This is a genomic window from Mucilaginibacter aquaedulcis (assembly GCF_030409325.1).
Taxonomy (GTDB): Bacteria; Bacteroidota; Bacteroidia; order Sphingobacteriales; family Sphingobacteriaceae; genus Mucilaginibacter; species Mucilaginibacter aquaedulcis.
On the sequence record NZ_JAUFPR010000004.1, the window covers coordinates 70,702 to 93,832 of the forward strand.

Consider the following 23,131-nt stretch of genomic DNA (forward strand, 5'->3'; position numbering starts at 1 on the left):
TGATTACAAAATTCAAACAATTTTAAATTTCAATCATTTATCCGGCTATGCTTTTCCGAATGGATTATAACAAATATACGGTATTATACACATCAAACCAAATCAACATTACGGAAGGAGGTTGGGGTTTGCTGTGTTTGCTTTTTAAAGAAGTTGTTAAAGTGCGTAGGCTCTTCAAAACCCAGGCAGTACCCTATTTCGGATACATTCCAGTCCGTATGCCTGAGTAGCGATTTGGCTTCGTTTAACAATCTTTCGGCAATGTGATCAGTAGTGGTTTTACCTGTGGTTTCGCGGATGGCCCTGTTCAGGTGGTTTACATGCACCGATAAACGTTGCGCGAAATCATTGGCCGAGCGCAGCATAAACCGCTGAGATGGCGTTTCTATGGGAAACTGACGCTCCAGCAACTCGGTAAAAACGGACGTTATCCTTGATTTGGCATTAGCGTGTTTGTACAGATTTTCTGAAGGCTGGGTCTTGAGCGCATAATAAGCCAGTTCGGTAACATAGTTCCTGATGAGCTCATACTTAAAGTCGTAACTGGTATTGATCTCCTCTAACATCTTCATAAATAAACCACTTACGTATTCGCATTGCTGCGGTGTGAGGGCATAAACAGGCTTTGCACCAAGGGCAAACATGGGCAGCTCGCTTAAACCGCCGCGAAAGCGCTCTGCAAAGAAGGCTTCGGTAAATATGCAGAAGAACCCTGTCCTGTTATCAGACATATGCTCAAAAGTGTAGGGCACATGCGGACTAAAAAACATCAGCGAAGCTCCCGAAAGCTTAATGCTCTGATCGGCATAGTGAATGATATTATCACCATGCATGAGGCTTATCTTATAAAAGCTCCTGCGGTTATACGTAACCTGCTTGGTTGCCTTAGGGCCAATACAGTCCTCTATCCGGAAAACGTTGAAGTGACCGATGTTCTGCTGCAGGTTATCGGGCAGCCAGTCAAACTTATTCTTATAAAATTCTTCGAGTGTTTCACTTGCCATAATCAAAGTTACAAAATTCAAACTTCAGTAAAACTATAAACTTGAAAACTAATCAAATTTTAACACTTTTTGATACTAAAAAGACATAGTTTTAAGCTGTTTTTATCCAAAATTGAGCCAAAATCGGGCCATTTCAATACGTTTTGACGCACTTTTTAATAGGTGTGTATAAAGCACACTTCTAATTTTACAATTTTTTCTTGCCTCGTTTATAACGAGTGCAGGTTGGATTTTGTCTGAACCTGGATTTATGAGATTAAGAGATTACCACGATTTTTTAATAAAAAATCCCTTAATCCGATAATCTGTTTAATCGTGGTTCAGACAAGATTCCCTGATTGCTTCGTATTACAATGACGACTTGGATATACGCATGTAATGTTCTTTATGATAGTTTCAAATCCATATCTTATTATATTTTTGTTATAATGAAAATCACCCTATCCATTATTGATATGATCATAATATTTATGGCATTACAGGGATCGGTGATGGCCGGCTTATTATTTTGTTCGGCAAAAAGAATAAGCAGTAACAAGTGGTTAGCTTCTTTCATGCTGGTGATCATATCAGCAACACTGGTTATGGAATTTTTCAATTCCGACTTAGCCTGGAAGTATCCGCTCGCTATTCCCTTCATACCTATTCTACGAATGACCATCGGGCCACTAACCTATTTTTATACCCGCAGCCTTATTTATGGTGATAAAAAGTTAAATCGTAAAGATTACCTGCATTTTTTGCCCTTAGTAATGGATATGCAGCCACAGCTCATTAACCTGCTGTATTTTACTGGTATCCTCGGTATTCCCGGCGTTACCAGGATTTATTCATCGCAGCAAATACAGCAATTTTTATTCAGCGGCAATGTTTTATACAATCTCCCCGCGTTGTGTTCCCTGCTTATTTACACCGGCCTTAGCTATAATCTTATCCACAAGGTTCTCCAACATACAGAACCATCTACCCATAAACTCAAAGATTTGAAATGGTTACAAACTTTCCTTTATGCAGAATTTGCGCTGATCATTATTTTTATGGCTGGCATCATACTAACCTTAATATCAAGCTGGAACAATTACTTTTTATTTATCCCCGCTATTTCGCTTGTGTATTGGTTGGGTATGGCAACTTATTTCAGGCAGGCTAAAATGAGCTTTACTGACGTTACTGAATATAATAAACCACCAGTTAAAATACATTTTACAATAACCGAAGCAGAAAAATATCAGCAACAGCTCTATACGCTCATGAATACAGATCTGATTTATTTAAATCCTGCTTTAAAATTAGATATACTGGCAGGCAGGCTCATGATCTCTGAAAAATTGTTATCAAGCCTGCTCAATCAGCACATGGGCAAAAACTTTAATGATTTTATTAACGAATACCGGGTGATCGAAGCTAAAAAGAAACTTGCAGACCCCAGTCTTAACCATTTCACCATTGCTGCTATAGCTGCAGATTGCGGTTTTAATTCGTTAGCCACTTTTCAACGCTGTTTTAAACAGTTTACAGGTGGTACACCCAGCCATTATCAAAACAGTTTAAAGCCTCAAAACCATTATACAACATGAAAAAGGTTTTGGTGATTTCAGCTACACTTGTTGTTATAACTATTGTTGTGGCAGCAATGATCAGGCTACCCCATCATACTTTAACTGCACAGCAGTTAACTGCTTTTACCGGCAGGTATGAAATGCAAAATAAAGGTTATAGCGCCTATGTGGACGTTACGGTTAAAAACAACGCATTAGAGTATATTAATTCCTGGGATGGCTACGAAAGGGATCTTGGATATTTAAGCGGCGATGATTTTATGGTCAAAGGCTTTGGCTGGTCGTTAAAATTTGGCAGAAACAAACAACACACAGTAACATATTTAACCGCTTTTGATAATACCCGCTGGACAAAGATAAACCGTGATTCAAGCATAGCCAGTGCGGCACGATGGAAGCTGATGATCGATGATTCAAAAATCCACCCTTATGCCATAGATACAGCGGCACTAAAATTATTTACAGGTAATTATGGTAACGTAAAAATATCCTTTAAAAATGGAGCACTCTATTTTACAAACTCAACAGGCTATCAGGCCATGTTAACACCATTCTCGGCAACAGCCTTTACCTTCGATGCCTGCAAAATAGAATTTTATAAAAACACTGATAGCATCAGGAAGCTATCTATACTTTATGAAAATGGTTTTGCCGAACCATACCTGAGCAATCGTTAATTTCCGGCTTTTTATATTCCAAACACTTTTCCAGCCAATAAACAATACTCAAATCCCGATTTGAGTAGGTTACCCTTTCCAAAACAGTTTGTTTTGCCTTAACAAACGGAATTGATTAACCCATTAAGGATAACTATACATAACCTCAAAATCAGAAAAATGAAAAAGTATCTCATACTGCCTCTTGCATTTATTTTATTACCAATAGCCTTTTGCCTGGCTACGCCTCTTTTAAACCAAAAAGATACACTTACTGCTTATGCCGGCCGGTATGAAACCAGCCAGGGCGACAAAATTGTACAGGTTGATGTTGATATACAAAATGGAGAACTGGTAGGCACCAGTTTACGCGATGGTCAGCAGCTGCACCTTGACCACTCGTCAGGCAATTACATTATTAAAGAATCGGGCCTGTCTATCAAATTTATAAAAGACAAAAAAAACGTAGTGACCGGCATATTAGTATCAGGGACGGATGTCTGGAAAAAAACCAGCGCCACCTTGGCTCCAATTGGAGCAAAATCCGGCAATCAGGATGAATATGTTGGTAAGTACCAAACCGGCCCAAATAATCAGCCTCTGATCATTGAAATAGCCGTAAAACATGGCAAATTATGGGGCACACAGCTATGGGATGGCCGTAACAGCCCGCTCGATTATGTATCAGGCGACGAATTCACGATCAACAACTTGGGTTTTCCTTTAAAATTTATCAGGGATAATGATAAAAAGGTTGTAAACATACTCTTCAACGGGACAGACACTTTTATAAAAATCAAATAGCCTTACCATTCATGAAGTTTGTAAAAAGTTTTTTTGCAATTGTTTTGCCGTTGCTGTATCATGAATATTCATTCGCCCAAAAACAATCACTTAAGCTAACTCCGGCTATTAAGGCCGAAATTATTGACAGCCTTGCGTCTCAATTGATAAAAGAATATGTAAGCCCCGACACTGCTGTTAGCTTTGGTAATCATATTAAAGCCTGCCTTAAAAACGGCACTTACCATACAATTAGCAATGGTGCTGATTTTGCGGAAGCCTTAACCTTAGATATGTGGAGGGTTAACCGAGATTTGCACTTACAATTACATTATGATTCGGCGCCTCCATTATCATATGTGCAAAATATGGTTAAAAAGATGAATGGAGCTAAACAGGCTAACTTTGGATTTCCGCAGATTGAGCATTTAGATGGCAATATCGGCTATATTCGGATGACAGGCTTTTGGGAACTGAACGATCAAGCAAAGGAAGTTGTTGACGGAACATTCTTATTTTTAAAAAACTCAGATGTACTGATCATTGACCTTAGGACATGCGGCGGTGGTGAGCCTGAAATGGTTAAATATATTTGCAGTTATTTTTTTAAGGAAAAAACTCATATTGAGGACCACTACTATCGCAGCAGGAATGAAACTGTACAATTGTGGACGACACCTCTACCTAACGCAATATTTACCAAAATACCTATTTATATCTTAGTGAGCCACTCCACATTTTCGGCTGCTGAAGAATTGTCTTATGATCTGCAAAGTCAACATCGCGCCATGATTGTTGGCGAACCTACAGGCGGTGGCGCACATGGCACAAAAGATGTGCCCATCAGATACGGCTTCATCGTGCAGATACCGGTAGGTAAATCTATCAATCCCATCACCAAAACAAACTGGGAAAAAGTAGGCGTACAACCCAATATCAAAACAAATGCCTACAGCGCCCTCGATGCAGCCATATTTGATTTTTATAACCACCAAACACCGCCAATAAGAGATTCATTGATAGCACTGGCAAATTTCAAACGCACAATCAGCAATTCAAAACTTCACCCCCACCCAATAAATCTGTCTGTATTAAAAACATTTACAGGCAATTACAAGGAGCGACTCATAACTTTAGAAAACGGCCTGTTATACTTCAATGCACCCAACACTTACAGAACTGTCTTAACACCACTCTCATTAACAACTTTTACCTTGGATGAACGCCTTATGGAGTTTCATAAGAACGCGAAAGGTATCATTAACGAAATGAGACTTATTTACGCTGACGGAAAGATTGAAAAATTTTATAAGAAATGATTAATAATGACTACATAATTTTGTCAATTCCGACCACAGTTTGGCAATCGAGAATTTGTCTGAGCCAGGATGCATCTACAAATGAACAAAAATCCCTTAATCCGATAATCTGTTTAATCGTGGTTCAGACAAAAAAAAAGACACATGTGATGTGTCTCTACATTGATTAATTAACGCAGAGCCACATTACATGTGTCTCAATATTTCAAAAAAATCTCCTTGCTATTCCTCTTCCTCTTCAGATTCCAGGTTAGCTGCAGCCGGTTCGTCTAAAAACCATGCTGTTTCGCCAGCGATGGAATCGATTAGTTGTGCAGGGTATTCTTCAATATCCTCTTCGTCTTCCAATATGTGGTGTACGGCAATTGCCTTGCCTTCGCCATAAACCAGGAATGCTATGTAGCGGGCATCGTTTATGAGGGGCGCGTTCAGCGTGATGCGCCAAACCTGCTGATCTTCCAGCCAAACTTCTTTTACTCCTGGTGTGGTATCATGCAACACCGGCGTATGAGGGAATAATGAGGCTGTGTGCGAATTATCGCCCAAGCCAAGTAATACCAGGTCAAAGCTTACTTCATCATCATCAAAAAAGGCGGTGATGAGGCCCCAGTATTTTGCAGCCGCTTCGGCAGGTTCAAAAGTGGTATCAACCGCAAAAATTTGCGCCGGACTGATCATCAGCGGCTCAAATAACGCTTTTTTAGCCATCAGGTAATTACTGTCTTTATGATCCTGAGGCACGTTGCGCTCATCGCCAAAGAAGAAATATACCTTTTCCCAATCCAGCTGATCGGCGTAAGAGGTAGAGGCCAGCAACTCATACAGCTTTTTGGGCGAGCTACCACCCGACAGGGCTACGGTAAAACGGCCTCTTTCTGAAATGGATTGGTTACCAATTTTAACAAAATAATCTGCCAGCGCTGTAAGCACTTCATCGGCAGTATCATATACATTTAAGTTCATATCTGTAATAAGTAGTGAGTGATGAGTAATGAGTGATGAGTGATGAGTTCAGACATTAGGAGTACTGAATTATTCATATTTAAACCAATAATTCAGTACTCATAACTCACCACCCAAAACTTAATACTCAATTATCGTTTTTTACCATTTACCGGCAGGGTGAACCAGGTAAATCCGTCGCGGGCAATTAATGCCTCGGCAGCTTCAGGCCCCCATGAATCGGCAGAATAGTTAGGGAAATTCAGGCTCTTTTTATTTTGCCATGTAGTTAAGATAGGCATTACCAGATCCCATGCGGCCTCAACCTGGTCGCCACGCATAAACAGGGTTTGATCACCCAGCATGGTATCCAGTATCAGCGTTTCATAAGCTTCTGGTGCCTGGTTGGTGTAGGTACCTTTATAATCAAACACCATGTCAACGGCGTTCAGTACCATGTCAATTCCAGGGCGTTTGGCCTGTACCTGCAAACGGATACTCATTTCTGGCTGTATGCTGATGATGAGCCTGTTTTGCTGCCAGCTTTCGGCGGCCTCTGTAGGGAATATCAGGTGAGGTACATCCTTAAACTGAATGGTTATAACTGATGACGACTGGTGCATGCGTTTACCTGTACGCAGGTAAAACGGAACACCCTGCCAGCGCCAGTTATCAATAAAGAATTTAAAGGCTGCAAAAGTTTCGGTATTTGAATCGGGGTTAACCTTTGGCTCTTCACGGTATCCAGGTACTTCTTTACCTTTCATCCAGCCACTGCCATACTGGCCCCTAACAGCCGAGTTACGTATCTCATCAGGACCAAACCGGCGCATGGCTTTCAGTACATCCACCTTGCGGTCGCGCACTTCATCGGCACTAAAGCTTACCGGGGCTTCCATAGCTACGTGGCAAAGCAATTGCAACAGGTGATTCTGGATCATATCACGCATGGCGCCTGAACCATCGTAATAGTCGCCGCGATCTTCAACGCCCAATTGCTCGGTAACTGAAATTTGCACGTGCTCAATATAGTTACGGTTCCACAATGGCTCCATAATGGAGTTGGCAAAGCGGAAAGCCATAATGTTTTGAACAGTTTCCTTACCCAGGTAATGGTCAATACGGTAGATCTGACATTCATCAAAAATGTTTGCCAGCAACTGGTTAAGTTCTTTGGCTGTTTCCAGGTCATGACCAAATGGTTTCTCGATGATGATACGCACACGTTTTTTATCGTCGGCCAGTTTAGCTTTTGATATGTTTGAGGCAATGATCGGGAAGAAGTTTGGTGCCACCGCCAGGTAAAACAATACGTTGGCTTTAGTTTTCCACTCGGCATTGTGTTTTTCAATACGTTTGCCAAACTCTTTATAAGTTTCAAAATCATTGGCATCCGATACCTGGTAATAGATATTTTTTACAAATTCGGCCCATTTCTTATCGTCGGTTTTGCCGCTGCGCGAAAACTGGTTGATGTCTCTGTGCAGGTTTTCTCTAAACTGCTCATCAGTTAGTTTGGTACGGCCGGTGCCGATGATAGAAAACTGTTTAGGCATCCAGCCATCTAAAAATAGATTGTAAAGGGCTGGTGCTATTTTCCGGGAATTTAAATCGCCGGTACCACCAAAAATGATGAATATGGTAGGATCTGATTTAGTGTTTGTGCTCATTGTTGTTTTAATTTGAGTAAGGATTTGGGGAGCAAGGAATAAGGATCTTTGTTCTTTATCCTTTTATCTTTATCTCAAAAAATCCTTGTTTTTTGTTCTTTTTACCCTTGGTATAAAATCTTTATTCTTTGCTCCAAAAGTCCTTGCTCCTATCTTATCTCTTTAGTCCTGAACTGGTGCCCACTGTGTATGGAATGTACCTTCTTTGCCTATTAGCTCATAAGTATGCGCGCCAAAGTAATCGCGCTGAGCCTGGGTAAGGTTTGATGGCATCCTGGCGCTGCGGAAAGCATCAAAATAGCTTAACGAAGCGGCAAAAGCCGGTGCAGCAATACCCGCAGCAATGGTTTTTGATAATACCTTCCTGATTCCTGGTACAGCACCTTCAACCAGGGCCTGTACGTTTGAATCAAGCAACAGGTGCTCTAAGGCAGCATCTTTTTCGTATGCCTTGAAAATATCATTCAGGAATTTTGAACGGATGATACAGCCACCGCGCCAGATCTTGGCGATCTCGCCCAGGTGCAGATCATATTTGTACTCTGCCGAAGCGTTTGACAGCAATTGCATGCCTTGCGCGTAGCTAACGATCATGGTGAAATATAATGATTGCTCAAGTGCTGCAACAAACTCAGCTTTATCGGCTTCTAACACAATAGCATCCTTAGCATAAAGCGAAGCCGCTTTTTCGCGCAGTTGTTTGTATTTAGAAAGATCGCGCATGGATACTGAGGTATCTATTGTAGGGATAGGCGCCTGCAGATCCATGGCCACTTGTGATGTCCATTTACCGGTACCTTTAGCACGAGCTTCATCTTTAATATCATCCAATAATAAATGATCGGTGCCCGGAGCTTTGTATTTGAAAATATCTTTGGTGATATCCAGCAGGAATGATTGAAGCCTGCCTTCGTTCCACTCGGCAAAAATTTTGCCTATCTCGTCGTTGCTTAGTTTAAGGCCTTTTTTCAGTATCTCGTAAGTTTCAGCAATCAGCTGCATAATACCGTACTCAATACCGTTGTGCACCATTTTAACAAAGTGACCAGATGCGCCCGGACCAATATAGGTTACGCAAGGTACACCATCAACCTTGGCGGCAATGGCTTCAAAAATAGGCTTCATTACGTTGTAGGCTTGCTTATCGCCACCCGGCATCATGCTCGGGCCGCGGCGCGCGCCTTCTTCCCCGCCAGAAACACCCATGCCAAAGAAGTGAAGGCCTTGGGCTTCCAGTTCTTCCACACGGCGGTTGGTATCGGTAAAGTGCGAGTTACCGCCGTCAATTAATATATCGCCCTTCTCCAGCAAAGGAGTCAGTTCTTCAATTACAGCATCTACAATTTTACCGGCCGGAACCAGCATCATGATAGCTCTTGGCGTAGTAAGGCTTTGTACAAACTCTTTAACATCGCCAAAACCTTTAGCGGCGCGGTCGCCGGCTTCTTCGTTCAGTGATGCTACCTTTGCGGCATCCTTATCATGTCCGGCTACGGCAAAACCGTGATCGGCCATGTTTAGCAGTAAGCTGCGGCCCATAACGCCTAAGCCTATCATGCCAAAAGCGTATTTATCTGTTGTTGCGCTCATTTTTTTATTGGTTCAGTAGTTTATCAGTTCAGTGGTTCATTAGTAGTATATCGGTTCATTAGTTCATTGGTTTATTGGTGAACAATTTGCTAATCATTGGAAAAGCCCAATGAACTAATGAACCTGTGAACTAATGAACCGATATATTAACGACTATTATTCTCCTTTTTAAGGTCCTCTAATATTTGTTTGGTGGTTTTACAGTCAGTATGCTGAAACGCGCGGATACCCAGTTTCTGGGCCGTGTTCACAAACATCATCCTGTCATCAAAATACACGCACTGCTGCGGCGATGCCTGGGCCACACCCATGGCCAGCTGCCATATGCCAGGATCGGGCTTGCGCATTTTCACCTCGCACGATGATACAAAGGCATCAAAGCACTCATGCAGTTTGAACTTTTTAACGCGGTAATCATTCAGTTCCTTACCCTCATTATTGATGGAAATGATACGGAAACCGCAATCTTTTTTCCATTCCTTCAGAAAGGCAAGTGTATCATCCAGTTCAAGAGAACGGGAGTACATGAACTCCTTAAAATCCTCACGAACAAAATCGCGGGGATGATTAAAGATCACCGTATCCAGGTATTCATCAAGGGTGATGGCGCCAATTTCATATACGTTAAACACAAAATTGTGAAGCTCATTCACCTCGGCGTGATCAAGCCCGAATTTATCGCAGGCAGCCTTACGCGAATCGCGGCCCCATCCATTAGTGAGCAGGATACCTCCTACGTCAAAAAAAAGTATTTTAATGTTTGCAGCTTCCATAAAGCAAAGAGGTTTAGTTTACTTTGCTTTTTTGGTCTTCAATAGCGTTTAACAGTTTTTCAAAAGGCTTATTGAATTTCTCGATGCCTTCGTCTTCCAGTTGCTGGGTAATGGCGTCAAGGTCAATATCTAAACCTTTCAGTTTGGCTAAAGTAGCGGTAGCCTGGTCTAAACCACCTTCTAAAGTATTAGCAGCAATACCATGATCGCGGAAAGCATCAATAGTTTCCAACGGAACGGTATCAACAGTATCCGGGCCAATTAATGCCTCAACATACTTGGTATCTTTAAATGCAGGGTTTTTGCTGCCTGTGCTTGCCCATAACAAACGTTGTGGCTGCGCACCCTGAGCGGCTAATTTTTCCCAACGTGCACCGCTGAACACTCTTTTATAAATTTCGTAAGCTTTTTTAGCTGATGCGATAGCTACTTCACCTACCAGTTCTTTCTCGCCTTTAGCTTCTAACTGCGGATCAACAATTACGTCGATACGGCTCAGGAAGAAACTTGCTACTGATGAAATATGCTCAATTTTATGACCTGCGGCTAAGTGATCTTCCAAACCAGAGATGTAAGCTTCGGTAACTGCTTCATAACGATCCAAACCAAACAGCAGGGTTACGTTAATGTTGATACCTTTAGCTATTGACTGCCTGATGGCAGCTAAACCTGGCTGAGTGCCCGGAATTTTGATCATCACGTTTTCGCGGTCAACTTTTTTCCAAAGTTCTTCGGCTTGTTTAGCTGTACCTTCAGTATCTAACGCTAAAAACGGAGATACTTCAAGGCTTACGTAGCCATCCACTTTTTTTGACTCGGCATATATACCTTTAAACAGATCAGCAGCTTGCTGAATATCTTTTATCGCTAAACCAAAAAACAGTTTTTCGTTGTCGTCTGTAGTTTTTGATAGTTCAACAATATCATTATCATAATCAGAACTGCTGGTTATGGCTTTTTCAAAAATTGCCGGGTTTGAGGTAACACCTCTTACACCATCCTCGTCAATTAATTGTTTTAGTTTTCCGGAAGCCATGATCTCACGATCGATGAAATCAAGCCAGATGCTTTGTCCGAAACTATGTATCTGTTTTACATTGTTAGTTGCCATTTTATTAGGTTGTTTTAAAGTTCATTATTTAATTAATTACAGGCAGGAGTATTATTACAAACGGTGGTTGAAACTGCCCAGGCCGCTTCCATTTGTATTGATAGATTAAAGTTCTTAATTTATATTGAAAATACAGTAACCTGAGTATCATTCTTTAAAGATTAAGCACTTAAAAAAGGAATCTTTTTAAGAGGATAACACTCTTTTTAATCTTTTATCTTTTATCCAAAAATCCTTTATCCAAACTACGTGTTTGATGCCATTAAAATGTGCAGGTTGTAGCCAATAAAAAGCCCGCTTTCAATAACACCGGTTATGGATTTAATGTCGCGCTCCAGGCTGTGGCCTACTTCATCAAACATACAATCAAGTATGATGTTGCCGTTTTCGGTAATCACAGGTCCGTCTTTTCCTTTTGCAGGTCTTAAGGCAAGGCTATCGGCGCCAAGTGCCCTGAGTTCCCGCTCGACATAAAGCAGCGCCTGCGGAAACACCTCAACCGGTATCGGGAAGTTGGTACACAGTTTAGGTACCATTTTTGAATCATCAACAATGATGTAACTTACCTCGCTTGAAGCTATAAGCAGTTTTTCTTTGAACATGGCCCCGCCCCTGCCTTTTATTAAACTGTTGTTGGGGTCAACTTCGTCGGCACCATCAAAAAGCCAGTCGGGTTTGTTTTCGTAAAGGGTGGTTAAGGGAACACCCAGTTTGCTGCAAAACATGGATATTTCCAGCGAGGTTGGTATGGCCTTTACATTCAGTTTTTCTTCCCTGATGCGGTTGGCTATAGCAATTAGGGCCAGGTATGAGGTTGAACCCGAACCTACACCCAAAATATCACCATCCTTTACCTTAGCGGCAATTTCGTCAGCTACTTTTTGCTTACCGGCCAGGTTAATGATCTTGTCAGACCATTCGAGGTTTTTTATTAAACTACTGTTCCAATCCATTTTTTTAGTATCAAGTAGTTAGTATCAAGTATCATGACTCTGATACTTAAATAGGAGCGAGTATCAAACATACAAATGTCTTGCTACTTGATACTCGCTACCTGATACTAAACTATAACAGCGCTTTTGCTTTGTTAACTACATTTTCAACCGTAAAGCCGAAGAATTTAAACAGGTCTTCTGCCGGAGCCGATTCGCCAAAGGTGGTCATGCCTAACATGTCGCCTTCGTCGGTAGTATATTTATGCCAGCCTTGCGGCGATGCCATTTCAACTGCCAAACGTTTGCGGCTTGCTTTAGGGAATACACTTTCTTTGTAAGCTGCATCCTGTTTTTCAAACAGCTCCCATGATGGCATACTTACCACACGGGTAGAGATACCTTCGGCTTCCAGTTTTTCCTGGGCCTGCATAATCAGCGCCACTTCAGAACCGGTAGCGATCAGGATCAGATCTGGGCCTTTGCTACCTTCAGAAAGGATGTAGGCACCTTTTTCCAAACCATCAGCCTTACCGTATTTATCCTGATCAAGGATAGGTAAGCCCTGGCGGGTGAATATCAGCACAGTTGGGCCGCCTTTTTTCTCGATAGCTACGCGCCATGCATGTGCAGACTCATTAGCATCGGCCGGACGGATAACAGTTACGTTAGGGATAGCACGCAGCGTTGCCAAGTGTTCTATAGGCTGGTGGGTGGTACCATCCTCGCCTAAACCAATACTATCATGGGTGTAAACGAATATCGGGTTTATTTTCATGATAGCCGCCAAACGGATCGGCGGGCGCATGTAATCAGCAAATTGCAGGAAGGTTGCGCCAAATGGCAGTAAACCTTTAGTTAAGGCCATACCATTTAATGCCGAACCCATAGCATGCTCACGGATACCAAAGTGGAAGTTACGACCATTTCTGTTTTCAGAAGTAAATGAATCGTACTCTTTCAGGTTGGTTTCTGTTGATGGAGAAAGATCGGCCGCACCACCAATAAGGTTTGGCAGGCTTGCAGCAATAGCGTTCAGCACTTTACCAGATGCCTGGCGGGTTGCCATTTTAGGGTCCGAACCTTTAAATACAGGTAACTTATCTGCCCATCCTGCAGGTAATTCGCCTTTGAATGCAGTTTCGTACTCAGCAGCTAATTCAGGATATTTTGCTTTATAATCGGCAAATAATTTGTTCCATTTTTCTTCTTTGCCTTCACCTTTGGCACCTATTCCGTGGTAGTAATCAATTACTTCAGGAGATACGTCAAATGATTTTTCAGGGTCAAAGCCGAAGAATTTTTTAACCAGTTTAATTTCATCAGCACCCAGCGGCGAACCGTGTGAACCTGCAGTACCCGATTTGTTAGGGCTACCATAAGCGATCAGTGAACGAACGCGGATCAGTGATGGTTTCTGAGTTTCAGATTTTGCATTGATTAGGGCAAGTTCCAGTGCATGGGTATCATTCACATCAGCAACTTCCTGTACCTGCCAGCCGTATGCACGGAAACGGGCACTTACATCTTCGTTAAAGGCAATATCGGTACTGCCTTCAATAGAGATATGGTTATCATCATATAAATAGATCAGGTTACCCAACTGTAAATGACCAGCAAGTGAAGCGGCTTCTGATGTAACACCTTCCATCATATCGCCATCGCTGGTTATTGCATATATATTGTAGTTGAACAGGTCAAAACCTGGCTTATTGTAGCGTGCTGCCAGGTGTTTTTGCGCAATGGCAAAACCTACACCGTTAGCAAAACCCTGACCCAACGGACCAGTAGTAACATCAACACCCGGAGCCAAACCGTATTCAGGGTGACCAGCGGTTTTGCTGTGTAACTGACGGAATTGCTTGATATCATCTAAACTTAAATCATAACCCGTTAAATACAAAAAGCTGTATTGCAGTATACAAGCATGACCAGCCGAAAGAATAAACCTGTCGCGGTTTGCCCAATCAGGGTTTTTAGGGTTGTAGTTTAAAAACTTTGACCATAATACATGGCCCATAGGTGCAAGCGCCATCGCGGTGCCCGGGTGACCTGAATTTGCCTTTTGAACAGCATCTGCCGATAGTACCCTTACGGTATCGATTGCTAATTTTTCAATGTCTTTAGTATTTTCCATTGTTGTTTGGGTATTGTATGATTTATTTAGTAGGTGTTGATAGTGCTCTTTTTGTGGTATTTTCATCATCAGTGGTCCATAATCTTGAACCACCTTTTATGCCATCGGCATTGGTAACAATTTTCATGTTTTTATCAAGCTTAAAGGTAAGCTTGTCTGAATTGCCGCCGCCAATATATAAAGTATCATAATTAAATACAGTTTTTAAAACTTTAAAAACCTTTTGCATGCGTTTATTCCACTTTTCGCGGCCCTCTTTTTCAAGCGCCTTTTCGCCTATGTACTTATCATAGGTTGTAGAACCATCTTTAATAGGATGGTGAGCCAGCTCCAGGTGGGGCAGCAAATGGCCATCCAATAACAGGGCGGTACCAAAACCGGTACCCAGTGTAACCACCATTTCAAGACCCTTACCGCTTACAACGCCAAGGCCCTGCATATCGGCATCGTTAACTACCTGGGTGGGTTTGCCTAATGCTTCGCCCAGTTTTTTGCTGAAATCTACCCCGGCCCAAAGTTTGGTATCCAGGTTGGGGGCGGTTTTGATCACTCCGTTTTTCACATAACCCGGAAAACCTACCGAAACCTTATCATAAGCAGGAAAATCCTTTACAAGGCTTTTTATTGACTTTATTACATTTTCGGGGCTGGCCGGAGCCGGTGTTACTACTTTATCATAATCCATTTTAAGCTCACCCTTTTTATTCAGTATGGTGGCTTTAATATGCGAACCACCGATATCGATGGATAGAATTTTTACCTGTGATGGAGTGCTCTTCATTAGTATTGGGTTAGCCGGACTTTAGGTTTGACTTGATTAAAAAAACTTCCGGCACGTAAATATCACACTTTTAATAATATCTGTCTGTTAAATTGTAAATAAAAACCAGTGTATTTTATACAATAAGCATCAGGCATTACAAAAGTAAAGTTAGTGTTGCTTTTTTCTTTTCAAACAGAAATTTCAAGTATTTTACTCAACCATGGCAAAAACAGTGTTAAATGTGATTTCTGTTGATAACCTGTTAACCTAACTTGTTTTTTGCTTGCCTTTTATAAACTTTCAAATGCTCAACTTGTTTTCGCCGGCTGTAATTGGATAACTTTTTCCTTTCCACACCAAAATTCCCGATGTATTTTGGGGCAGCAGTATTTCAATTGCCCATTTATTGCTTTCGAGTTTGTATTTAACCGATAATTTTCCGTTTGGATGCGGCACTTCGCCGCTTAGGCTTTTCATATCGCCCAAGTGGGGTTCTATCTTTACCTTGCCAAAGCCGGGCGCATAACTATCCACACCTAAAATGGTACGGTAAAACTCAATGTTGGGGCTTGCTCCCCATGCGTGGCAGTCAGAGCGGTTGTGTTCCAGGTCGGAGATCTCGGCCCAAGTGGTTAAGCCCATGGCTATATTTTTTCGCCAAATGTCAAGCCATTGGGTATAGTTATCGCCAAAGCCACCTTTTATTAAGGCCTGGTGCAGATAATATTTAAAGTAGATGGTACATTGGGTAAGCGTGGTATCAGTTAACAGTTTTTTACTTAACGCCGTTGCATCGGCACCTGTAACCATACCGGTTAACACGGCCAGTGTGTTGGTATGCTGCGAAAAAAGTTCTTTATCTTCGGTATCGGCGTACAAGCTACGGCCTGCATCCCAGTATCTTTTTTGAATGGTAGCTTTTAGCTGCGTGGCTTTTTCATGATATAGCTGTGCAAAGGCAGGTAAACCCATGCGAGCCTCCATTTCAGCAGCCTGATCATAGGCCCACATCAGCTGCAGATCCAACACCGCCGAGTTTCCGTTGGCACTTTTTGGAGCCTGGCCAAAATCCCAGCCTTTGTTGTTCACCCAGTCAACAAATGTCCAGTAAGGGGTATCTTTCAATGAACCATCGGCTTGCTGATATTTGGCGAAGAAGTCCAGCACATCCCTCACCCCTGCCAGTTTATCCTGAACAAAGGCACTATCGGGTCGGTACATCCAGTAATCATGCAGCATGCCAATATACCATAACGAAAAGGTGGAGATAACCTGCGGTGAAAATGAAGGGTGGCGGCTTAAGGTTAAACCCTCGGCAATGCGCGAGTGATCCATCTGGTTCAGGGCGTTGCGCGCCAGGCGGTCGTCGCCGCTGTTATAATATGATATGAGGGCCTGTATGCGGGAGTCGCCCACGTATTGCAGTTGTTCATAATACGGGCAATCGGTATAGGTTTCACCGGCACAAAGGCGGGCGGTGCGCCAGCCAATATCCAGTATCTTTTGCATTTCGGGGTTGCCAGTTTCCAGGCTGGCATTCTGCTTAAAGGGATAACCCGTAAATGTGCCATAGATATCGTTGATAACCAAGGACTCGGCACCTGTTTTTATTTTCAATTGAATATAACGAAAAGTGCGCCAGGCCAGGGTAGTAAATGTTTGCCCCGCCGAACCATCAGCAATAATGCTATCCCTGCGGCCCGCAAATAGCTTGCCCTCAACCTCGTTACGGTTACCTTTAACCGTACCCTCCCGCCCTTTTAAACTGCTGAACAGGGCTTCGGCATAGCTTAGCTTTATGGCTGCGTTTTTCCCCTTGCTAAAATTCAGCGTTAAAAAGGCGTTGGTTAAAAAAGTTTGATCGAGCAGCAGTGTAGCCGAAGTATTTGCCGGGATAGTGAGCGCCGTTTTTACCGCCGGGAATGATTTTGGCACATTAACACCTTCGGCTTTGCGCAATGTAGCTATACGCTGATAGGTGAGTTCCATTTGCGGTAAGGATGAAGGCACCAGCATCCAGCCGAAAGCGTTTACCGTTCCCTTGGGGTTGCCCGCATCAATTTTGATGGCATTTTTCCATGCGCTGTCGTCAAACCCTGGCTTTGTCCAGTTTTTAATGATCAGGTTCATATCTACCCGTTCGCCAGGGCCGGCTACGTAATAGGTACCATAACCTACACCGGTGATGGGCTGATAGGCTTTATCGCGAATACATTTCCAACTTTTATCAGTATTAACAATGGCTTCAGCATCGGTATTACCCTGCATGATAAAGCCGGTACGAATAGAGATCTGCGCCTCTGGACGATAATCGCCTTCATTCCAAACCAGGGCGGCTATGGTGTTATCGCCTGCTTTAAGGTATGGGGCGAGGTCAACAGTTTCAAAGTTCCAATAGTAGGTATCGCCCCGTGCCGGGCCAAGTGAAACCAAAGTTTCGTTTACGTATAATTTATAGCGGTTATCGGCTGATACATGCACAATGAAGGATGCAGGTTTAGCATCAAGCCTGATGTTTTTACGAAAATGGTAGATACCATAATCTTTAGCCGACTCGCCCTGGACAGTAATCCAGTTGGCTTTCCAGGGGCCCTTCAATAATGCAGGGGAAAGCGTTTGAGCGTAGCCTGGTTTTACCAACAACAGCCCGATTATTAATAAGGCACACTTAAAAAATAGCTTCATTATAAGGTTTGTATTTAGGGTTTACCAGCAGCGGTTTATGCTGTAAATTACAATTGAAGCTAAGTTATTTAATTGATTTAGTAAAACCATCCCCTCCTATCAAAATAAACCTTGGACACCTGAATTTTTATCAGCCATGATGAATGTAAAATACATGTCCGTTCAAATCTCTTATGGTGAACTGCCTGATATTCCAGGGCTTGTTTTCAATATCTTCAATGATATCTGCGCCCCTGCCTTTAAGTTCGGCGTAGGTCAAGTCAACGTCTTCTGCAAAGATCCAATGAATATTTGGCTCGATAGATTTGCTGGTTTGGGCAAAAAATATAGTGATGTTTTCGCGCCCTACTGCACCTATATATTTATCGGGTTCTATCCATAATATGTCAAACCCTAAAACCTCCTTATAATAAAGTTGGGCCTTTTCAACATCCTCAACAGGGAGCTGAGGTACTGCTTGTCCTATCTTTGTTCTTTCCATAGCTTTTTATCAATCAAAGTAATAATGATACTATACTTAGGTATTCAATTTTTGGATAGCCTGGAATAATGAATTATTAAATTCACTGGGATGCTCCACCATAGGAAAATGCCCCGACCCATGAATATACCAGATCTGGAAAGGGATGCCTTTGGCTTTCATTCCCGTGGTGTTGGTTGGCGTAACATCGCTGTTAATAAGGTTCAGTTTCTTTTTAGCTTTTAATAGTTCGGCAGATTCGCTAAAGTTATCCTGTTCCATACAGGCCGCAGCTATTGTTGAATCGGAATGGGCAACATCATTCAGGATACGCGCCTTGATAGCGGCGCTGGTGGTTTTTGAAAAAAGATCATGGTTGAAATACTCAAAAGCTATCCGCTTAAAATCATGCTTTAACGAATCAATGGCTTTTTGATAAGCAATACTATCCTGCCTGCTCGGCGTACCGCCAACACCAACACTTTTAAAATTATCTACCCCTACCAATCCAATTACTTCTTTAGGTACGTTATTGGCTGCCTGCACGATAATATCGCCCGCCATGGAATGGCCTATTAAGATCACATTTTTTAGCCCAAGCTGTTTGATCACCTCGGTAACATCTTTACCAAAAGCAGCGGTGTTCCAGGTTTCCCTGTTTTTTCCTGATTCGCCAAAACCCGGCAGATCCATCGTAACTACTCTGTACCTGTTTTTAAAAAAGCTTACCTGATTAAGCCAGTAACCTTTGTTGATGCACCAGCCGTGTACAAAAAGCAATGTGGTATCGCCGGTGTGGGTATCGGTGTAGGCAATTTTAACACCCTGGTTTTTAATTACCGGATCGGGTGACTGTTTTTTGTTGGCTTCGGGTTGTTTACAGGCGCAGCAGCAAAATATAAAAGCGGCAAAGAACAGCTGGTGAAAGGTTATTTTCATTTTAACATGCAGTTTAGTTACGGCAAATTACTGTATATAAGCCTTATATAAATTTAGTTTAACGTTATTTAACAAACAACCGACGGACGAAAAAGAACTCAACACATGTCGCTTAAAACAACATGATAACGTATTATTTTATAAATCGGCTATATTAGCTTTTGCTAAACCTATAATTCATGGAAATTTTAACCATACTGATACTCCTGCTCATTGTTTATTTGATAGTAAGCCACAAAACAGATACTAACCGTAAACTGACAGATCTTAATAATAAAATTTTACAACTAAAGCAGCTGGCCGAACAGCAGCAAGCCAAAACAGCAACGGGCGAACCGGCAGCGAAACCAGCTTTTGAGCCTAAACCTGTTATCAGCGAAACACCGCCGGTAATTGTTCCGGAGTCTCCGAAACCGGCCTCTGAGCCAAAACCTCAGCCCGAGTTTATTAAACCTGAAAATATTGAGCGCCAGCCTGAGGTAATTGCCGATAGCCTTTCGGCTATACGCAGGCCCATTAAAACCTCTGCCGATTTTACAACGCCGAAACCAAAAGAACCCAAACCATCCTTTTTTGAGCGCCACCCCGATCTGGAAAAATTCATTGGCGAAAACCTGATCAACAAAATCGGTATCGCTATCCTGGTGCTGGCCATTGGCTTTTTTGTTAAATACGCCATTGATAATAACTGGGTAGGCCCGGTTGGCCGTGTAGGGATAGGCATAGCTTGCGGCGCTATTTTAATTGGCATAGCTCATTACCTGCGCAACAGTTACAAGGCTTTCAGCTCGGTAATGGCAGGCGGCGGTTTGGCGGTATTCTATTTTACTATTACGCTTGCTTTTCACCAGTTTCACCTGTTCAGTCAAACTGTAGCCTTTATCATTCTTATCGGTATCACCATTTTTGCGGTAGTTCTTTCATTGTTGTATGATAAGCAGGAGTTAGCAGTAATTGCCCTGGTGGGTGGTTTTGCCAGTCCGTTCATGGTGAGTAGTGGCCACGCCAATTACGATGCCTTGTTTATATATCTGCTCATCCTTAACATTGGCCTGCTCATCATTGCTTATTTCAAAGCCTGGCGAATACTCAATATAATCAGCTTTGCATTTACGGTTATAGTTTTTGCGTCGGTGCTGTATACACTTACCCCAGCAACCTACCATATAGGCTTTGTATATGCCAGCATTTTTTATGTGCTGTATTTTATCATCAACGTGGCCCATAACGTTAAGGAAAATAAAAAATTCATTGCCTCAGATTTTACCATTCTGCTCAGCAACACTGCGCTTTATTTTGCAGCGGGCCTGTACCTGCTCACCGTAATGAAGGAAGAGCAGTTCAGAGGCCTATTCTGTATAAGTCTGGGCGTGGTGAATTTGGTGTTATCCTACATATTATTCCGCAACCGTAAGGTTGATACCAATATCCTTTATCTGCTTATTGGTATTACGCTCACCTTTATTTCACTGGCGGCCCCTATACAGTTGCATGGCCATAGCATTACCATTTTCTGGGCTTCGGAGGCGGTGCTCCTGTATTGGTTATACCAAAGGTCATCTATCCAGCTCATGAAAATCACATCATTGCTATTATGGGCAGCCATGCTGTTTAGCATGCTGATAGATTGGTACCAGATATATGCCTTCCACGCCTCAAGCCTTACGGTTATCGCCAACAAAGGCTTCATCACTACATTGGTGGCATCTATAAGCTCCTACCTGCTTTCCATATTGGTAGGCCGCGACGAGCCATCACGCCTCCGCGGCATTCCGGTAAATAAAAACATTTTCAGCATTGTAGCCCTTGCCCTGTTATTTTTGACCGGCCTGCTGGAGATCAACCACCAGTTCCTGAATCATTACCCGGGTACCGATTTAAATGTACTCTACATGATGCTTTATACTCCGGTATTCATTTATGTATATTACCTGGCATCGTTAAAGGTAACTGCACTACTTTTCAACGAAAAAATAAGGCTGGGCATATTAATGGTTTGCATCACCGTGTATCTTGCTTTAACCCCTGAGTTTTTCAGCCTGCAGCGCCTGATGCTCGAACAGCAAAAACCATCAACCAGTCATTTTGCCGCTCATTGGATAGGGGCTGTTTTCATTGGCTTGTTATTTTACCGCATCATTCGCCTGTGCCAGAGAAACCTGGATGCGGGCATGAAGGTCATGTTCACCTGGCTCATCAGCTTTGCCGTGATCTTATTTTTAAGTTTAGAACTAAGCCTGCTCAGCAACCTGTTGTTTTACAGTAAAACCTACTCTGTTGACCGTGTTGAGACCGTTTATATTAAAACAGGGCTGCCCATATTGTGGGGGCTATTGTCCTTCGCGCTGATGTGGCTGGGCATGAAGCATAAGTTAAAGGTGATGCGTATTGCATCGTTAACTTTGTTTTCCATTACGCTATTAAAATTATTTTTGTTCGATATCAATAACATCCCGGTGGCCGGTAAAATAGCCGCGTTCTTTTGCCTGGGTGTAATACTGCTCATTATATCGTTCATGTACCAAAAGGTTAAAAAAATTATTGTTGATGATGAAGCTAAAGCAAAGAGTGAATAAATTAACAGGCCTCACCGCGCTGTTTTGCGGGTTAATGTTATCGGCATCGGCACAGCGAAATTTTAAGTACCAGGCTACCCTACCCAAAGTTGATAGTACGGGCTTTTATCGCATCAGCCTGCAACCTGCGCTGGTAGCCAAGGCTAGGCCTGATCTGGCCGATATCAGGATCATCGACGCTAAAGGCAACTTTATACCTTATATAACCGCAGGAAGTCTGCCGCAGAAAGACCAGAAAAGCTTTGTGGTCTTTACTCCTGTTGATGCCCGGTTAGCTACAGATACCGGCACCACCTTTACCGTGGAAAATAAAACAGGTCTCGCCCTCGATCGCCTGTGGATCAGGCTTCAGAACACCGCCGTACAACGCAAGGTAAGTTTATCAGGCAGCGACGATCTTAAACAATGGTTTGCCATACAGGAAGATATCCCCTTGCAGGAGGCTGTACAAAACAGCGAGGGCACTTACATGCAATCGTTATCATTTCCCGCCAGCAATTATCGTTACCTGAAACTACAGGTAAACGATAAAAACAAAACGCCTATTAAGTTTTTGCAGGCAGGTATTTATACCGAATATGCCGCCAAGCTTAGCTACGTGCCTGTTAAGCCTGTTGAACTGAGCCGTACCGACAGCAATAAAACCACTTACCTTACCCTAAAGCTGAATGATAACTACCAAATAAACAAGCTGCACATCAATATTACCGCGCCAAAATATTTTAAACGGGAAGTATCGGTTTACCAGATCATAGGCAAAGAGAAACAATTGCTTACCGATGCCGAATTAAACTCGGCCAAAGCTACCGACCTGCTCATTGCTGCTAAAACCAGCCAGTTATTACTCCTGATAAATAACGGTGATAATTTACCGCTGAACATTAAAAGTGTTGAAGCTTACCAAAGTGATGAATCAGTAATCAGTTACCTTGATGGCAAGCAAAGCTATCGCCTGCTGGTTGGCGACCAAACGGTACAAGCTCCGGAATATGACCTTCAATTTTTTGCCGACAGTATCCACAATAACCTTGTTCAAATTAGTCATGGAGCGGTTAGTAAAAATACCGAATATGCTACCCAAAAAGTAAAAGCAGGTCGCGACTATACGGTATTTATTTGGATTGCCATCATAGTTGCAGCAGCCCTGCTCCTTTTCCTGACACTAAAAATGACTAAGGAAGTAAATAAAAAAGCAGGCGGGGATAATGTATAGCTATTTGTCTGAACCACGA

Annotated in this window: 18 protein-coding genes; 6 read left to right on the forward strand and 12 right to left on the reverse strand. The window is 42.5% G+C overall.

Translation table 11 applies throughout. From position 1 onward, the window contains the following. Window positions 1-92: 92 nt before the first annotated feature. Window positions 93-1,004, reverse strand: coding sequence for a helix-turn-helix domain-containing protein (locus QWZ01_RS18615; protein ID WP_290325931.1), 912 nt, complete (start codon window positions 1,002-1,004; stop codon window positions 93-95). A gap of 428 nt (window positions 1,005-1,432) precedes the next feature. Here QWZ01_RS18615 and QWZ01_RS18620 point away from each other — a divergent pair, with 428 nt between their 5' ends. From QWZ01_RS18620 to QWZ01_RS18635, 4 genes are all read left to right on the forward strand, one after another. Beyond that, window positions 1,433-2,581: a helix-turn-helix domain-containing protein gene (locus QWZ01_RS18620; protein WP_290325932.1), complete on the forward strand. Its 1,149-nt coding sequence runs from the start codon at window positions 1,433-1,435 to the stop codon at window positions 2,579-2,581. Further along, window positions 2,578-3,240 carry a hypothetical protein gene (locus QWZ01_RS18625; RefSeq protein ID WP_290325934.1) on the forward strand — a complete coding sequence of 221 codons (663 nt, stop codon included), beginning with the start codon at window positions 2,578-2,580 and terminating at the stop codon, window positions 3,238-3,240. The genes QWZ01_RS18620 and QWZ01_RS18625 overlap by 4 nt, the downstream gene beginning before the upstream one ends. Before the next feature lie 159 nt (window positions 3,241-3,399). Continuing rightward, window positions 3,400-4,023 carry a hypothetical protein gene (locus QWZ01_RS18630; RefSeq protein WP_290325936.1) on the forward strand — a complete coding sequence of 208 codons (624 nt, stop codon included), beginning with the start codon at window positions 3,400-3,402 and terminating at the stop codon, window positions 4,021-4,023. 11 nt (window positions 4,024-4,034) lie between these two features. Further along, window positions 4,035-5,321: a S41 family peptidase gene (locus tag QWZ01_RS18635; RefSeq protein WP_290325938.1), complete on the forward strand. Its 1,287-nt coding sequence runs from the start codon at window positions 4,035-4,037 to the stop codon at window positions 5,319-5,321. A gap of 222 nt (window positions 5,322-5,543) precedes the next feature. Here QWZ01_RS18635 and pgl read toward each other — a convergent pair whose 3' ends face one another. The 11 genes from pgl to QWZ01_RS18690 form a co-directional block, all read right to left on the reverse strand. Continuing rightward, window positions 5,544-6,284: a 6-phosphogluconolactonase gene (gene pgl, locus QWZ01_RS18640; RefSeq protein ID WP_290325940.1), complete on the reverse strand. Its 741-nt coding sequence runs from the start codon at window positions 6,282-6,284 to the stop codon at window positions 5,544-5,546. A gap of 131 nt (window positions 6,285-6,415) precedes the next feature. Continuing rightward, window positions 6,416-7,933, reverse strand: coding sequence for a glucose-6-phosphate dehydrogenase (zwf, locus tag QWZ01_RS18645; RefSeq protein WP_290325942.1), 1,518 nt, complete (start codon window positions 7,931-7,933; stop codon window positions 6,416-6,418). 162 nt (window positions 7,934-8,095) lie between these two features. Next, window positions 8,096-9,523, reverse strand: coding sequence for an NADP-dependent phosphogluconate dehydrogenase (gnd, locus tag QWZ01_RS18650; RefSeq protein WP_290325944.1), 1,428 nt, complete (start codon window positions 9,521-9,523; stop codon window positions 8,096-8,098). Between the two features lie 146 nt (window positions 9,524-9,669). Next, window positions 9,670-10,296 (reverse strand): HAD family hydrolase, encoded by a 627-nt coding sequence (locus QWZ01_RS18655; RefSeq protein WP_290325945.1) that lies wholly within the window; start codon window positions 10,294-10,296, stop codon window positions 9,670-9,672. Window positions 10,297-10,309: 13 nt separating this feature from the next. Then, window positions 10,310-11,407: a transaldolase gene (gene tal / locus QWZ01_RS18660; protein WP_290325948.1), complete on the reverse strand. Its 1,098-nt coding sequence runs from the start codon at window positions 11,405-11,407 to the stop codon at window positions 10,310-10,312. A 245-nt stretch (window positions 11,408-11,652) separates the two neighbouring features. Beyond that, on the reverse strand, window positions 11,653-12,360 hold the full coding sequence (gene rpiA, locus QWZ01_RS18665) for a ribose 5-phosphate isomerase A (protein ID WP_290325950.1): 708 nt from the start codon (window positions 12,358-12,360) through the stop codon (window positions 11,653-11,655). 112 nt (window positions 12,361-12,472) lie between these two features. Continuing rightward, window positions 12,473-14,476, reverse strand: a complete 2,004-nt coding sequence (gene tkt / locus QWZ01_RS18670; protein WP_290325952.1) for a transketolase — start codon at window positions 14,474-14,476, stop codon at window positions 12,473-12,475. A 22-nt stretch (window positions 14,477-14,498) separates the two neighbouring features. Next, a complete protein-coding gene (locus tag QWZ01_RS18675) occupies window positions 14,499-15,257 on the reverse strand; it encodes an ROK family protein (RefSeq protein WP_290325954.1) in 759 nt (252 codons plus the stop codon). Window positions 15,258-15,539: 282 nt separating this feature from the next. Next, window positions 15,540-17,924 carry an alpha-L-rhamnosidase-related protein gene (locus tag QWZ01_RS18680; RefSeq protein WP_290325956.1) on the reverse strand — a complete coding sequence of 795 codons (2,385 nt, stop codon included), beginning with the start codon at window positions 17,922-17,924 and terminating at the stop codon, window positions 15,540-15,542. Between the two features lie 130 nt (window positions 17,925-18,054). Next, window positions 18,055-18,405 (reverse strand): VOC family protein, encoded by a 351-nt coding sequence (locus QWZ01_RS18685; RefSeq protein WP_290325958.1) that lies wholly within the window; start codon window positions 18,403-18,405, stop codon window positions 18,055-18,057. A gap of 36 nt (window positions 18,406-18,441) precedes the next feature. Continuing rightward, window positions 18,442-19,323, reverse strand: coding sequence for an alpha/beta fold hydrolase (locus QWZ01_RS18690; protein WP_290325960.1), 882 nt, complete (start codon window positions 19,321-19,323; stop codon window positions 18,442-18,444). Between the two features lie 179 nt (window positions 19,324-19,502). Between QWZ01_RS18690 and QWZ01_RS18695 the strand changes: the two genes are divergently transcribed. Both QWZ01_RS18695 and QWZ01_RS18700 read left to right on the forward strand, forming a co-directional pair. Continuing rightward, complete coding sequence (locus tag QWZ01_RS18695; RefSeq protein ID WP_290325962.1) at window positions 19,503-21,899, forward strand: DUF2339 domain-containing protein; 2,397 nt, start codon at window positions 19,503-19,505, stop codon at window positions 21,897-21,899. Continuing rightward, window positions 21,871-23,112, forward strand: coding sequence for a DUF3999 family protein (locus tag QWZ01_RS18700; protein ID WP_290325963.1), 1,242 nt, complete (start codon window positions 21,871-21,873; stop codon window positions 23,110-23,112). Before QWZ01_RS18695 ends, QWZ01_RS18700 begins: the two co-directional genes overlap by 29 nt. The last annotated feature ends 19 nt before the right edge of the window (window positions 23,113-23,131 follow it).

Bases quoted from the DNA above. Each gene is read 5' to 3' on its own strand.
- QWZ01_RS18655 (WP_290325945.1), bottom strand. From the start codon at position 10,296: ATGGAAGCTGCAAACATTAAAATACTTTTTTTTGACGTAGGAGGTATC.
- gnd (WP_290325944.1), bottom strand. From the start codon at position 9,523: ATGAGCGCAACAACAGATAAATACGCTTTTGGCATGATAGGCTTAGGC.
- tal (WP_290325948.1), bottom strand. From the start codon at position 11,407: ATGGCAACTAACAATGTAAAACAGATACATAGTTTCGGACAAAGCATC.
- zwf (WP_290325942.1), bottom strand. From the start codon at position 7,933: ATGAGCACAAACACTAAATCAGATCCTACCATATTCATCATTTTTGGT.
- QWZ01_RS18700 (WP_290325963.1), top strand. From the start codon at position 21,871: ATGATGAAGCTAAAGCAAAGAGTGAATAAATTAACAGGCCTCACCGCG.
- QWZ01_RS18695 (WP_290325962.1), top strand. From the start codon at position 19,503: ATGGAAATTTTAACCATACTGATACTCCTGCTCATTGTTTATTTGATA.
- rpiA (WP_290325950.1), bottom strand. From the start codon at position 12,360: ATGGATTGGAACAGTAGTTTAATAAAAAACCTCGAATGGTCTGACAAG.
- QWZ01_RS18635 (WP_290325938.1), top strand. From the start codon at position 4,035: ATGAAGTTTGTAAAAAGTTTTTTTGCAATTGTTTTGCCGTTGCTGTAT.
- pgl (WP_290325940.1), bottom strand. From the start codon at position 6,284: ATGAACTTAAATGTATATGATACTGCCGATGAAGTGCTTACAGCGCTG.
- QWZ01_RS18615 (WP_290325931.1), bottom strand. From the start codon at position 1,004: ATGGCAAGTGAAACACTCGAAGAATTTTATAAGAATAAGTTTGACTGG.
- QWZ01_RS18685 (WP_290325958.1), bottom strand. From the start codon at position 18,405: ATGGAAAGAACAAAGATAGGACAAGCAGTACCTCAGCTCCCTGTTGAG.
- QWZ01_RS18680 (WP_290325956.1), bottom strand. From the start codon at position 17,924: ATGAAGCTATTTTTTAAGTGTGCCTTATTAATAATCGGGCTGTTGTTG.
- QWZ01_RS18620 (WP_290325932.1), top strand. From the start codon at position 1,433: ATGAAAATCACCCTATCCATTATTGATATGATCATAATATTTATGGCA.
- QWZ01_RS18675 (WP_290325954.1), bottom strand. From the start codon at position 15,257: ATGAAGAGCACTCCATCACAGGTAAAAATTCTATCCATCGATATCGGT.
- tkt (WP_290325952.1), bottom strand. From the start codon at position 14,476: ATGGAAAATACTAAAGACATTGAAAAATTAGCAATCGATACCGTAAGG.
- QWZ01_RS18630 (WP_290325936.1), top strand. From the start codon at position 3,400: ATGAAAAAGTATCTCATACTGCCTCTTGCATTTATTTTATTACCAATA.
- QWZ01_RS18690 (WP_290325960.1), bottom strand. From the start codon at position 19,323: ATGAAAATAACCTTTCACCAGCTGTTCTTTGCCGCTTTTATATTTTGC.
- QWZ01_RS18625 (WP_290325934.1), top strand. From the start codon at position 2,578: ATGAAAAAGGTTTTGGTGATTTCAGCTACACTTGTTGTTATAACTATT.